Annotated in this window: 11 protein-coding genes; 9 read left to right on the top strand and 2 right to left on the bottom strand. The window is 36.2% G+C overall.

Annotated features, from left to right (window positions below):
- Nucleotides 1-44 precede the first annotated feature (44 nt).
- The 4 genes from R2S57_RS18825 (at nt 45) to R2S57_RS18810 (ending at nt 5,055) form a co-directional block, all read left to right on the top strand.
- Nucleotides 45-671, top strand: a complete 627-nt coding sequence (locus R2S57_RS18825) for a hypothetical protein (protein ID WP_316846486.1) — start codon at nt 45-47, stop codon at nt 669-671.
- Complete coding sequence (locus tag R2S57_RS18820; protein ID WP_316846485.1) at nt 658-1,371, top strand: hypothetical protein; 714 nt, start codon at nt 658-660, stop codon at nt 1,369-1,371. Before R2S57_RS18825 ends, R2S57_RS18820 begins: the two co-directional genes overlap by 14 nt.
- A 163-nt stretch (nt 1,372-1,534) precedes the next feature.
- Nucleotides 1,535-1,921, top strand: a complete 387-nt coding sequence (locus R2S57_RS18815) for a (deoxy)nucleoside triphosphate pyrophosphohydrolase (RefSeq protein ID WP_316846484.1) — start codon at nt 1,535-1,537, stop codon at nt 1,919-1,921.
- Nucleotides 1,918-5,055: a DUF3427 domain-containing protein gene (locus tag R2S57_RS18810; protein ID WP_316846483.1), complete on the top strand. Its 3,138-nt coding sequence runs from the start codon at nt 1,918-1,920 to the stop codon at nt 5,053-5,055. The genes R2S57_RS18815 and R2S57_RS18810 overlap by 4 nt, the downstream gene beginning before the upstream one ends.
- Nucleotides 5,056-5,374: 319 nt before the next feature.
- Here R2S57_RS18810 and R2S57_RS18805 read toward each other — a convergent pair whose 3' ends face one another.
- Entirely contained in the window at nt 5,375-6,334 is a 960-nt protein-coding gene (locus R2S57_RS18805) for an HNH endonuclease (RefSeq protein WP_316846482.1), read from the bottom strand.
- 961 nt (nt 6,335-7,295) lie between these two features.
- On the opposite strand from R2S57_RS18805, the gene R2S57_RS18800 reads away from it, so the two are divergent.
- A complete protein-coding gene (locus R2S57_RS18800) occupies nt 7,296-8,060 on the top strand; it encodes a metallophosphoesterase (protein ID WP_316846481.1) in 765 nt (254 codons plus the stop codon).
- Nucleotides 8,061-8,252: 192 nt separating this feature from the next.
- Here R2S57_RS18800 and R2S57_RS18795 read toward each other — a convergent pair whose 3' ends face one another.
- Nucleotides 8,253-9,704 (bottom strand): ATP-binding protein, encoded by a 1,452-nt coding sequence (locus R2S57_RS18795; protein WP_316846480.1) that lies wholly within the window; start codon nt 9,702-9,704, stop codon nt 8,253-8,255.
- 324 nt (nt 9,705-10,028) lie between these two features.
- On the opposite strand from R2S57_RS18795, the gene R2S57_RS18790 reads away from it, so the two are divergent.
- From R2S57_RS18790 to R2S57_RS18775, 4 genes are all read left to right on the top strand, one after another.
- Nucleotides 10,029-10,694 (top strand): DUF6904 family protein, encoded by a 666-nt coding sequence (locus R2S57_RS18790; RefSeq protein WP_316846479.1) that lies wholly within the window; start codon nt 10,029-10,031, stop codon nt 10,692-10,694.
- A gap of 19 nt (nt 10,695-10,713) precedes the next feature.
- Nucleotides 10,714-10,932 carry a hypothetical protein gene (locus tag R2S57_RS18785; RefSeq protein WP_316846478.1) on the top strand — a complete coding sequence of 73 codons (219 nt, stop codon included), beginning with the start codon at nt 10,714-10,716 and terminating at the stop codon, nt 10,930-10,932.
- A 354-nt stretch (nt 10,933-11,286) separates the two neighbouring features.
- On the top strand, nt 11,287-12,039 hold the full coding sequence (locus R2S57_RS18780) for a hypothetical protein (protein ID WP_316846477.1): 753 nt from the start codon (nt 11,287-11,289) through the stop codon (nt 12,037-12,039).
- A 12-nt stretch (nt 12,040-12,051) separates the two neighbouring features.
- A partial coding sequence (locus R2S57_RS18775) for an SWIM zinc finger domain-containing protein (protein WP_316846476.1) occupies nt 12,052-13,193 on the top strand: 1,142 nt, incomplete at its 3' end.

The raw sequence follows: 13,193 nt of genomic DNA, 5'->3' as shown, positions 1-13,193 counted from the left end.
GACAAACTTCTTGTCACGCTTTATAGTATATCTAAATGAAGCTCTTGAAAACTAAAGATTTACAACATCAATCGGATACCGAGCTGTTGGAAAACATTTGCAGAAATGATGCAAATGATGTTTCATATAGTTCGTTCGTAAGTAGATACATAAAAGATGTCGAAACTGAATGCAGTAAAATATGTGAAAGACGTAAACTCGATAAACACATTGGATTACAAATTGCCCATGATACTTTCGAAAAGGTTAAAAAATATAGATCGTTTGATAGAAACAAATTAAGAGGAAGTACTGAACGTCTTGCTATAATGGGTTTTCTTTACAGAATATATATTAACCTATTTAAAGATTATCACAATAAAAATAATAAAACATGGGTTAAGTCAAGTTCATATTTTGAAGATCTACAAGAAACATTAAAATTTGATGTTAGAAAAAATCATCAGATAAAAGAATACACTTTACGTATATTAAAAAAACTTAACGAAAAAGAAAAGAAAGTGTTAATTGCTGATATAGAATACAAGCGAAATCATAAATATCTACCAGATGATGTTGTAGCATCGCTTTGCTTAGAATTAAATATTAAAGAACCAGCAATACGAAAACTTCGCGAACGTTTAATTTTTAAAATAAAAAAGGAAATAGATATCATCAATGGAGAACAATAATACAATATTTTCGATGGATGATCTGGAGAAAGGACTTATGCTTTTAGGGCTTATTACTCCAAAATCTATAGAAGAACTTGAAGAAAAGGAAGAGCTCTCAGAATACGAACAAAAAGTAGTTAGGGAGAAATCTAATACCTATTTTAAACGTGCAGTTTTAGGTGCTGAGATAGTATCTAAACTAAGAGAGGAGCCTACATTTGGTCGCATAAAATTCCAGAAATTAGTTTATTTATGTGAACATATATCCAATATGGAGTTATCAAGGTATACGAAACATGCTGCTGGTCCTTTCGATAATAAATTTATGCATTCAATTAATAACGAATTTAAAAAACAAAAATGGTTCGAAACAAAAAATATTAAAAATGGAGATTATATTGTTCCTAAATACTTCCCATTAGAAAATCTAATCGCACAAAAGAACTATTATAAAAATTATTTTTCTGATCAAGACAGCCACATACAGTTCATAATAGAGCTGTTTAGGTATAAGAAAACGGAAGAAACAGAGCTTGCGGCTACAGTTCTTGCTTGTGCTCTCGAATTAATTGCAACTGATAGGGTTTCCTTAGATGCATTAATAGAAATCTTTTATGGCTGGCATGATAAGAAAAAAAGATTTAAGATTGAACAAATAGTAAGTTCTTTTGAATGGTTAAAGGAAAAATCAATATTACCACAGTCTATCTTACTTTAAATAGATTTTAGTTTTTTGTTGATTTTTAATTATTAAAAACTCCTCACTATATTAGGCAAAAGCCAATGTTGGATAATCATTTTGTTTAGCAAGTAATTTATAGGACTTTGAAGAGTTGTCTGGGTATAGCTTGCTAATCACCTAAGGAAACTAAAAATTACTGATGCTAGAAGTTACTTGCGCCATCATTTTTAAAGATAACCGTGTATTGATTGCCCAACGTAGCACCAATATGAAATTACCTTTGAAATGGGAATTTCCTGGTGGAAAGGTAGAGCCAGGCGAAAGTAAAGTAGCTTGTCTGGCTAGGGAAATTAAAGAAGAATTAAATCTAGAAATCAGCGTTGACAAAGGTTTAACGAACGTAATGCACCATTACCCAGAGTTTTCGTTGCACCTTTATCCATTTATTTGCACATACAAAGGTGGTGAGCTTAACGCAGTGGAGCATGCGCAAGTAAAGTGGGAAAAGATAGCCAACCTAATGGCGTACGATTGGGCAGCGGCAGATGTGCCAGTGGTGAAAAAGTTAATGGAATTATATCGATGAATTTAGGCATATACGAACAGTTAATTACCGAAGTACTTAAAGCGAAACTAGACAGTTTAGACAGGCAATCGTTTTATATCAACACCGCCCCGATAGACAAAGAGGAAGCTTCACGAATACTAGCCCAACATTTAAGTTCGGCGATGCAGCAGGCGTTTAATTTAATTAAAAAAGATATTACTAAGCAGATTGAAATTGCTAACAAAATTATTGTCCTTTTACAGCAGGAGATAGCGCAATATGATTTCAAAGAAGATATTATTGATGCGGAGGCAACGATCCTAAGGGCAGTTTTTACCACGATAGACAATCATTATACTGATTTGGATCTACGCTTAAAAGAAATTACCCCACAAACCAGACTCACACAAAGTGAACTTTTTACTGGTGGCAATGTAGGTTTGTCCTTAGAAAGTGAACTAAAAAAAGAAATAGCTTCAGCCGATCGCATTGATCTATTGGTTTCTTTTATAAAATGGAAAGCCATCGTCATTTTAAAACCCGCATTTGAAAATTTTACTGCTAATGGCGGCCAATTAAGGGTAATTACCACCACTTACATGGGTGCTACCGATGCGAAGGCAATCAGAGAATTAGCCAAACTTCCTAATACCCAAATTAAGGTATCGTATAATGTAGATAGAGAAAGACTCCATGCAAAGGCGTATCTGTTTTACAGAAATTCCGGATTTCATACGGGGTATATTGGCTCTTCCAACTTTTCGAGATCTGCTTTAACAGATGGCTTAGAATGGAATGTAAAAATTACCACTAAGGAGATTCCACATATTATTGCAAAGTTTCAGAAAACTTTCGAATCTTATTGGCAGAATGCAGAGTTTGAGCTTTACGATGATCTGCTACATTACGAAAAGCTTAGTGGTGCCATTAAAAACAACCGGATAGGAAAAGCAGAAGAGGGCATTATTAACTTTTTTGATATTAAACCCTACCATTACCAATTAGAGGTATTGGAAAAATTGCAGGTAGAGCGTCATATTCATGGTAGGTTTAAAAATCTTATTGTTGCGGCAACAGGTACAGGAAAGACGATGATCTCGGCTTTTGATTTTAAGCGGTTTAGACAGCAAAACCCTCAGACAACTTTTCTTTTTATTGCCCATCGAAAAGAGATACTAACGCAAGCCCGCCATACTTTTAGAAATATTTTAAGAGATGCAAGCTTTGCCGAACTTTGGGTAGATGGATTAGAGATTACGGATAAAAGACACGTTTTTGCCTCTGTACAAACGCTCAATAATCAGTTGGAAGCGATGAAGGTAAGTCCAGATTATTACGATTACATTATTGTAGATGAAGGACACCACGCTACCGCCAATAGTTATAGAAAGGCACTTAGCTATTTTACACCACAAATTCTTTTAGGGCTTACCGCTACGCCAGAGCGCATGGATGGCGAAAGTATTTTACCTTATTTCGATAACCATATTGCCGCAGAAATACGTTTACCGGAAGCGCTAAACCAGAAACTGCTTACACCTTTTCAATATTTCGCTATTGCAGATAGTACAGACTTATCTCAGGTAAAGTGGGAAAAAGGTAGATATGTAGCCAGCGAGCTAAGCAAAGTGTATACGGCTAATCATAGACGTGTGAGTGAGATTATCAGAAATCTAGAACAGTATACTAAAGATTTTGAGGATTTGATTGCGATAGGTTTTTGTGTGTCTAAAGATCATGCGATATTTATGAGCGAACGGTTTAATAAGGCCGGGCTAAAATCTAAAGCGTTAACCAGCGATACGAGTAGCGAAGAACGTAGGCTAGCTTTAATGCAGTTGCGCACAAAGCAGATTAACTACTTATTTGTGGTTGACATTTTAAATGAAGGCATAGATATTCCTGAAATAGATACCCTATTGTTTTTAAGGCCTACAGAAAGCTTAACCATTTTTTTACAACAAATGGGAAGAGGTCTTAGATTACATGATGGAAAGGATGTGCTTACTGTATTGGATTTTGTAGGTAATGCCAATGCCGAATACGATTTTGAAGGAAAGTTTAGGACGCTGATTGGCAAAACCAATACCACGGTACAAAAAGAGATTGAGAACGACTTTCCACATTTGCCCTTGGGCTGCGCTATCGTTTTAGAGAAGCAAGCGAAAGAGACTATTTTAGCCAATATTAAACGGGCTACTAATCTGAGCAGAAAAAACCTAATCCATAAGATAAAGAGCTATACGCAACATACCGACTTGCCTTTGACTTTAGGTAATTTCTTATACATCTACCATTTAGATGTTAACTTGATTTACGCAAGAAGCAGCTGGTCGAAACTATGTGATGAAGCGAACGTAATAGCAGACTATAATTCATTAAACGAAAAATTATACACCGCTATGCTGAGGAATAAGTGGTTAAGCACCAGTTCGCACAGCTATTTTACTTTTCTACTTAATTTGGCCAAAGCGAATTTCGTGATCAAAAACAAAAAATTCTCTAAGACGGATGAGTTAGGGTTGGTGATGCTGCACTATGACTTTTGGCAAAAACCTACGGACAGCAGTCTGGTTGAAAGCATTGAAGAGATTGGGAGAAATAGAACTTATGTAGCTGAAATTATTTCCTTTTTAACCTACCGTTTGGCTCAAACCGATTTTGAGGAATATGATTTAACAAATCTATCTTATGCACAGCCTTTAAAACTTCACGCTAGGTATACGAGAGACCAGGTATTGGTTGCTTTTAGATTAAGTACTTTATCTAGCCAATCAAGCAATCGCGAGGGCGTAGCAGAAAACAAAGATTTAAATACCGAATTACTTTTTATAGACCTGACTAAGTCGGAAGAGGATTTCTCGCCTACTACCCTATATGATGATTATGCCATTAATGAGATCTTATTTCATTGGCAATCTCAAAATCAAACCCGTAGTGATAGCGGTAAAGGTTTAACCTATATTAACCACCAAAAGCTGGGTAAAAAGATATTACTTTTTGTAAGAGAGGCTAAGAGTAACGAATATGGTAATACTCAAGGCTATGTTTTTATTGGAGACGCTAACTTTATTAAATATGAAGGCTCTAAACCGATGTCTATTACTTGGGAGTTGCAAGAGCCTATTCCAAATTACTTGTGGAAAGATTCTGCTAAATTGGTGAGTGGATAGGTGGTGATTTGTTTAGCAAATATGGCCTTTATTTTGGCGGATGCGGTGACCGAGATACTTAATGGTTAGGTGGTATCTTCGCTGCCCCTTGCTTTTAAAGGAGCGCTTTTATCAGGTAAAGCAAACCAACGTTTTACCGCCCCGGATTAATCGGGAAGAATGGCGAACTATAAATGATTAGTAGAACATTATCGCCAGACTTTGTTATAATGAGCCGCATTATAACGACAGCCACGAGTAATGAGAGCTATGGTAAAAATCAGGAGTGTTGTAACCTACAGGTTATCGACATTGGTTTTCTAAATATCTTATTGGATACTTAGCCCCTAAAAATATGTTCCCGATGCCACGCTACTGCTTCCGCATCTGGAAAATGTATCCGTTTATTAGGCAATAAAATCTTTCCTCCTACCAGTCCTTTCAAAGTATACGTATGGTTTTCCTTTTCAATCAGATGATCAGAAACGAGAATGGTGTAGTCGGCAGAGATACTCACTAGTCCGCGATCAAATGCCCGGTGGAGATTTGGGCATAGGGCTATACCGTTAGTTACTTTATCATTATGTGTTTGGCTAAAAGGTACGATATGACATGCATCAACAAAGCTATGGCCGAAAGTACTGCTCCATTGCATGCCTGTAAAACTGCATTGGTTATTATAAATTTTAGGCACCAGTTTTTTGAACAATCCGTTTCTAACGAAAACATCTTCTTCGGTATTGATGATGATGCTCCTGTATTTGGCTTCGGACTCATTCAATACGAAATCTTCCTGATCATGCAGGTAGCCTTCGCCATGTTTTTTAGCAGCAATAAATCTCGCTTTGCTGTGAGGAAAATAAGTATCGAGCAGCATTGCAGTGGCCGAAGCCCTGCTGTTTGAATCACTTAACAAAAGAAATAGCTGTGGCTCAAAATACCCGAAGGCACAGGTTTCGCTTAACCGGGTTACCGATTTGATGTGTGCATTGATTTGCATGCCCAAATTGGGTTGTAACTTCCAATAAGCTTGTCCTTCTATTTTTTCGCTTTGCAAATAGTAAAAAGGCTGCGTAAAATCTGGTTGGTGCATAGTGGGTACAAGCAATAACCAGTTCTCTTTAAAAGTAGCCACCAGATCAGCATTGACTTCAAACTGGTTATTGGTGACTAAACCTTTTTCAATAAGTTCGATTAGGCTGAGCAGCAATACAGGCTTGTGTGGCGCTGGACCATATTTAGTTACACCTTGTTTAAGGCGATTAAAAGCTTTAAGGTATTTCTGGCGGGATGAATTCAAGAGGGTTTAAATATTTCCTAAGTTAATAAAATGATGGGGGGGTTGGAAATTAATGCCGAATAAGCTAATCTTTTTAAAACCTAGGTAATAAGATATTTCGGGTTGTATGGAGAAGCACAACCCGAAATAATAAATCAAATGATTTGACATTCATAAAATTTAAATCATTTAGCATCACCCGGCTTGTGTTCATGAGGTTTTAGCTTAGGATGCTTTGGTTGGGTTTCTGGTGTAACCCGTCTCCTTCTGTCAGGCGTTCCATCTGGTTTGTTCGGCTTTGGGCCAGGTTTGATTGATTGAATTGTTTCCATATTTTATTTTTAACTAAAAATAGTATGAAGGAGGTTGTTAATGTTACGGGAAACCATATAGCAGAATTTTTATATTACGAATAACTTGTAACCGACAACTCAAATAAGGTAATTTCCTGTGTGTTGTTACAAAATTAGGGTAAATAGATTGTTATTCTGTAACAGAATTAGGGTAAATATTTGTAATATCTGTAATAGAATTAGGGTAAATGTATGTTTTTGTTGCTGAAATGTTCGCGAAAGTCATTTATTAATCTTCTTGATATTTTGTAGTTGGCCGTACGTATTAGATGATTTTTCTTGTGTAAAACGAATCAATTTTGTAGATTTGAGTGATAACATTTGAGTCCAAAAGCCGTCATTTTGACAGTTAGTGAGTCGAAGTTGTGTTTTACAAGTATTTGATAGTCAGAAAGTTGTTTAAATAAAATTTGTTCTGGTTTCGTCGGATTTTTCCATAAATTATTGATTTTCAGGCAATTGATATCTTTATCTCAACAAAAAGATGATGTCATTTGTTTTGGTGTAATGGCAAACTCTCCCATTGCTACATTTAGCTATATTTCAATAAATCTTAGCTATAAATTATTTCTATAGTTATTGGTAAGATTATAGATGACCAATTTTCAATTGTAAAACACTTAATAACCATGACTTTCCAATACGCATCTGATTTACATTTAGAATTCCCTGAAAATCATGATTATCTGAATAAGTTCCCAATTCAACCTAAGGCTGATGTATTGATTTTAGCTGGCGATATTGTAACTTTTAGCCAGCTTGAAAAACGTATGGATTTCTTTAATTATGTTTCAGATAATTTTGAACAGGTATATTGGATCCCGGGTAATCATGAATATTATTATGGTGATATCGCCAGATGTTCTGGGTCCCATCTAGAGCAGATCAAAAATAATGTTCAACTGGTCAACAACATTACGATCAAAGCTACAGATTACGATTTAATCTTTTCAACAATGTGGTCTCACATTAGTCCTCCAAATGAGAGACAGATATTTGATGGGATGTCTGATTTTTACGTAATCCGGAATAATGGGCAAGTTTTCAGGCCAACTGATTACAATAAATTACATCAGGAAAGCTTAGACTTTATTCAGAGAGAAATATCAAATGAAAATGGACAGCAAAAGATTGTAGTTACTCATCATGTACCAACTTTAATGAACTATCCTTCCAGGTTTTTGGGAAGTATACTGAATGAAGCCTTTGCTGTAGAATTAACTGAGATGATAGAAAAATATAATCCTCTTTATTGGATATATGGTCACCATCACCACAACACCTCATCTTTTAAAATCGGTGAAACAACAATGCTTACCAACCAGCTTGGTTACGTAAGATCAGGAGAGCATACAAAGTTTGATTCAGCTAAATTACTCGATATTCTAGGCTAGATTTTAAAGATCTGCTTGGTTATGGGGCAGGAAATACTTGTATTTAGTGTATGAACTATTGTCCCGAGATAATTAGATACTTTGTTCTTCAAGATTGTCTTTCCTGATTACAGGCCTTTCCGAATGTTTAGAGATTAAGCCTAAGATTCGTCAATTTTAATTCTTTTGAAAAAATTCGTGTAAACTGCTAATCTAGATTTGTGTTTTGAACCAGGTTAGGTAATTCTCGATTTGAGATACCAGATAATAAGGGAGATTCAATAGTTTGTATTTCTTTCCGCCGGGGGTAACGGCATCAGTAATGTGCAGCGAGCCTGCATAAAATCGGATGGCCATATTATGTGGGCACAGATCCATAAACATATGCAAAGATTTTAATTTACCTTCAGCTCCTGATTTCACTTCTACCGGAATTAGTTGCCCTTCAAAAGGTACAACATAGTCCACCTCCGCACTTGAAGTAGTCTTCTCCCGTACCCAAAAATGGAGTGCACTTAAAGATTTAAACTGTGTGGCTAATAACTCTTGACCAACCAAGTGCTCAATTAAGGTCCCTTGATAGACTTTATTTAAATCATCAGTTCCTAAAATCTCTGTCTGTATACCAGCAAAATAATTAAGCATTCCAGTATCCAGCACCTGAAGCCTTGGAGATTTCCGATAGTCTAGCAGCAAAGGCAGTTTTACATCACTTGAGGGGTAAATGAGCTCAATTAATAGCGCCTTTTCCAGCGTTCTTAATGCTTCTCCCATATCCCTGGACCGATAGGGCGAATTTCCGAAACCTTCAAACTTAATACGCTGACCGGCCTGTCCAAATGATGCCCTTATCGCATGACCTATATGTAAGGCCTGTGCATTTGTACCGGCATATTTCTCAACATCGTCCATATATGCCGTAATCAACGAATCGAAGATTGCTGACAACTCCAGTAGATCTTTGTTTTTACTATACTCTTTAATAACTTCCGGCATTCCCCCTATAAGTGCATAGGTATGAAATAGCTGCATGAGTTTATCATGTGTAAAGGTTGGTGCGGGTACCTGTTGTAAATAGCTTATCGCTTCCCGCTCACCCATAGCACTCAAAAACTCTGGAAAAGAAACAGGTCTTAAAACCATATATTCTACTCTTCCGACCGGAAAGCTAATGTTTTTATCAAACAAAGTTTCGAGCATACTGCCCGCGGCTATTACCGCAATCCCTGGTTGGTCTTCATAAAAATAACGTAGAATGTTTAAAGCCTCAGGCACTTCCTGTATTTCATCAATAAACAAAAGCGTATCGTTTCTTTGGGTAAGTGACTGATTTTTAATAAAAAACAAAGACTGCACGAGTAATTCGATCGTTGTGAATTCTTCAAAAGGCTTTCTGTCAGCAGCAAGCTCCAGATTGAGATAGATGTACTGCTTAAATTTTTTTGAAAATTGCCCAACAACGGTCGTCTTACCTACCTGTCTAGCGCCTCGTATCACTAATGGCTTACGATTTGATTTGGTAAGCCATTTTTCTAACTCTGTAAATATTATCCTATCGAACATTTGACAAACTTTAATTCCAAAACTAGTTGTTGTTACAAAATTAGGGTTAATTAATGAATGTTTTGTCACAGAATTAGGGTTAATTACTTCACTTTCTGTCACAGAATTAGGGTAAATATAATTAATAATTGTAATAGAATTAGGGTAATTGTATGTGTTGTTGTCATTCTGCCAGTCGCCGAAATGGGTTTAAGGATGTATTGATCCTGCTCATCTTCAGCAGTTAGTCATAACTTATTCTTTTCCAGTAGTACGGAACATTTCTCATAAGTGCCGGAAAAGGAGATCCTTTTTTGGGTTTCAAATAAAATTCCGAAGGCAGATCGTAAAAAACATTTTAACCTGTTTTTTGGAAAGTGGAATTGTTTATAAGAGCTTTCCCGAGATTCCCTAACTTAGGGGGAGAAATTATTAATATTAGCAAATATGTTACAAGCTACGCCGACAAAAAACGGAACAGGAATCTCTATCTACGGAGATTATGGAGATTTGAACAGTCTCTATGATACCGTGCATCATGTTGCTGATGCTCTGGATGAAAGTAATATTTATCAAAAAGGGGCGCATATGTTGCTTTTGAATTTTGCTTATGAGCTTAGACATGCCTTCCAGGGCACACGGCTTATCCAACAGGTCTCTTTTGACGATGAACAATCTCATCATTACTATGGTTTTCAGTTAGTGTGGACCGATTTACTGATTTTTATAAATACGCTTCGAGAAAATGCTGGCTTTATAATGACTGACCGAAAGAACCAGGCCAATCTTTATATGCTGGAATATGTTACTGAGCAGGCTTTGCTAAAATATGATGCCGTGGGCGCTGCTGATATTGTGCCGCTCTTCGGTCGTGGCCTGAGCACTGGAGGCGAAATGGCTTTTATTATTTACCAAACACTGCATATAGATTTTGTATCCATGCCAGGTGGGAAAGCAAGGTTTCGCAAGATAGCTCAATTGCTGCACAGTTATTTTTCGAGTTGGTCGCCTGAGAACAAACGAATAATTCAAGATTTGAATCATTCCGCCCGGGTCCATGGATGTGAAATTCATGAACTGGAATTCAGGGATTTCCCAGAAATTAAATGGTAATTCAATAAATTGATAAGATATGAAGATGCCCGATATAGAAATGATCAAAGTGATTGCGGAGCAATTGGACATGGGTATGCTTTGTTTTTATGATAATGTTAACGTAGAGCTTATGTCTTATACCGACCCCTTGAAAAATATAGGATATTATGATGAACTTTTTATAGACGATATCGAAAAAATTGAGCAGACTATATTCGACTCGAAGGAATGGATAGTACAACAACCTTTACCATGATAGAGGATTTTATAAGTGAGGTGGTACCACTGAAAGACAGGAAGAGTTCTACATGGCACTTTCCCGTGAAAAGCCTTTTCGTCGCTTCAACGACCTGATTACAGATTATCCCGAATTGAGGAAACGGTGATTTCATTTTAAACTTGACAAAAATATGGAAAATGTGGCTGACCAATTTAAACGGCATTACGAGCAGCGAAAAATATAGAAGACTTGTTAAAAAAATGCTTTCTTGAAGAACTTTATTCCTAAGTGCCTTATACAACCATAGGGGATATTTTAAAGTCATTAAAAAGATTTATTATTTTTGATAAATGTTACTGAAGCAAATTAAATAATTTAACTAATTAACAAATGAAAAGCAAAGGCATCAATTTATTTGGAAATAAAACGATTATCCAAAACCAAGGTGTAAAATATTCAAAATTACTGGAACAGTTCATAGAACCCTATATGTCAGATTTTGCTGATACAGAATATTATGAAGACATTTTTGAGTTTGCCATCAATGCTTGGAATTTTGGTAATCTGAAAATGTTATTGCCAAAGGAAGAAACTGATGCCATTCTCAGTTCTGTCAAGAAAACGGACATAAATTTGGATTTGTTGAAGAGAATGATTTACTCAAAAACAGTAAAATTTAAGGACTATGATAGTTTTATTGTAGATTTTGAAATAAAAGAAACCAGTGGAGAACCTATTTTATCTGTGGTTACCCAAGCGAAAGACGATTATCTGGCGTCGATGTTGGAGGAGTTGGAAGATGAGCATAGTCAGGAGGATTTCGAAGAAAACTATATCAATCGCAGTGCAATCATACTAAAACCATTGCAACCTTCTTTGAATTGGTATTCTAATTTGCACCCAGATGTGGATGAGACAATTGAAACAAAAACTTACCTGTTAAGTGAAGATATTGAGGACGTGGAAGCCTGGCTTAGAAAGAACTTTGATAAGTTATTTATTCTCGAACTAGAAGAAAGACATACCAATAAAAAACAATGGCCCCAAAACAGGAATTACAGAATGTTTAAAGAGTGGTTTCAGGTAGAGCTGTCAACAGGGGTTTACGATTTGGAAAAAGAACCCATCTCTAAGTCTTTATAAAAGCTTGACGCTATGCAAATACCTTTAAACGAATTTGAACAAATCGTTGATGAAGCCATTTTAAAACGAGGAGTTAATTATTATAAAAGAGGCTCTGTCATTGATCTTTCAGAGAATGCTAGTGGGGAATATGAAGCTATTGTTGCTGGTAGGGAACATTACACTGTTCGGTTAACAATTGAGAACGAAATCATCAATGAGCATCAATGTGATTGCCCTTATTATTTCGGCTCTGTGTGTAAACACGTAGTTGCAACTATTTTCTATCTGCAAAAACATTATTTACAACTCACGGAAATTCCCCAACAAATAACAATAAAGAAAAAAACCGCTTCAACTGCCCAACAAATAAAGGCGTTGTTAAAAGACATTCCACATCAGGAACTCATCGCCTTCACAGAAGAGCAGTGTAAGAATGATAAAAAATTTGCAAATTATTTTTTAGCGACTTTTGGCTATTTAAGTAAAAACCAGTCGAAAGAAGTTTATCAAAAACAAATTCATTACATCTTAAGAACAGCCGCCGGAAAATATGATTGGATTGACTGGTCGGAAATGAAACATGTTGTAAATACTTTAATGCCTTTTTTGGAGAATGCCAATCGTTCTTTGAAAAATAGGAATTATGAAAATGTTTTTTTTATAACTACAGCTTTGCTTGAAGAGGTAACTGATGCCTTCCAATTTGCTGACGACAGTAGTGGAGATCTGGGCTATTTTATTGAATCGGCAATGGCTTTACTTTCAGAGCTATCAAAACAGGAGCTTTCTGAGATCCTAAGAAAACAGGTTTATGATTACTGCATTTGGTCTTTTAACACAAAAAAATTTGAAGGTTGGGACTGGCATTTGGGAATATTAGATCTCGCCAGTGACTTGGTTGAAAAGGAAAATGAAGCAGATGTTATTTTGGGTTGTCTGGATACGTTATCCGGAGAGTATGAAATGGAACAAGCGCAATCTCTAAAGCTGGGTTTATTGAGGCGATTTAAAAGTGAGGATGAAGTTGAAAAGTATGTCGGCCAGCATATTTCTAACGCCTCAATCCGAACAAACGAAATAGAGAAAGCATTTAAGAGCAATGATTTCGACCGAGTGATCCAGCTCTCCGAAGACGGGATTAAATGTGATAGAAAAGATAAGCCGGGCCTGGT

This window comes from Pedobacter psychrodurus (genome assembly GCF_032678585.1).
Lineage (GTDB): Bacteria > Bacteroidota > Bacteroidia > Sphingobacteriales > Sphingobacteriaceae > Pedobacter > Pedobacter psychrodurus_A.
Note: the sequence above shows the minus strand (reverse complement) of the source record. Positions and strands in the feature narration are given on the sequence as shown.

Excerpts from the sequence above, each read along its gene's own strand:
- R2S57_RS18815 (WP_316846484.1), top strand. The coding sequence starts at position 1,535 with ATGCTAGAAGTTACTTGCGCCATCATTTTTAAAGATAACCGTGTATTG.
- R2S57_RS18810 (WP_316846483.1), top strand. The coding sequence starts at position 1,918 with ATGAATTTAGGCATATACGAACAGTTAATTACCGAAGTACTTAAAGCG.
- R2S57_RS18800 (WP_316846481.1), top strand. The coding sequence starts at position 7,296 with ATGACTTTCCAATACGCATCTGATTTACATTTAGAATTCCCTGAAAAT.
- R2S57_RS18820 (WP_316846485.1), top strand. The coding sequence starts at position 658 with ATGGAGAACAATAATACAATATTTTCGATGGATGATCTGGAGAAAGGA.
- R2S57_RS18790 (WP_316846479.1), top strand. The coding sequence starts at position 10,029 with ATGTTACAAGCTACGCCGACAAAAAACGGAACAGGAATCTCTATCTAC.
- R2S57_RS18785 (WP_316846478.1), top strand. The coding sequence starts at position 10,714 with ATGAAGATGCCCGATATAGAAATGATCAAAGTGATTGCGGAGCAATTG.
- R2S57_RS18780 (WP_316846477.1), top strand. The coding sequence starts at position 11,287 with ATGAAAAGCAAAGGCATCAATTTATTTGGAAATAAAACGATTATCCAA.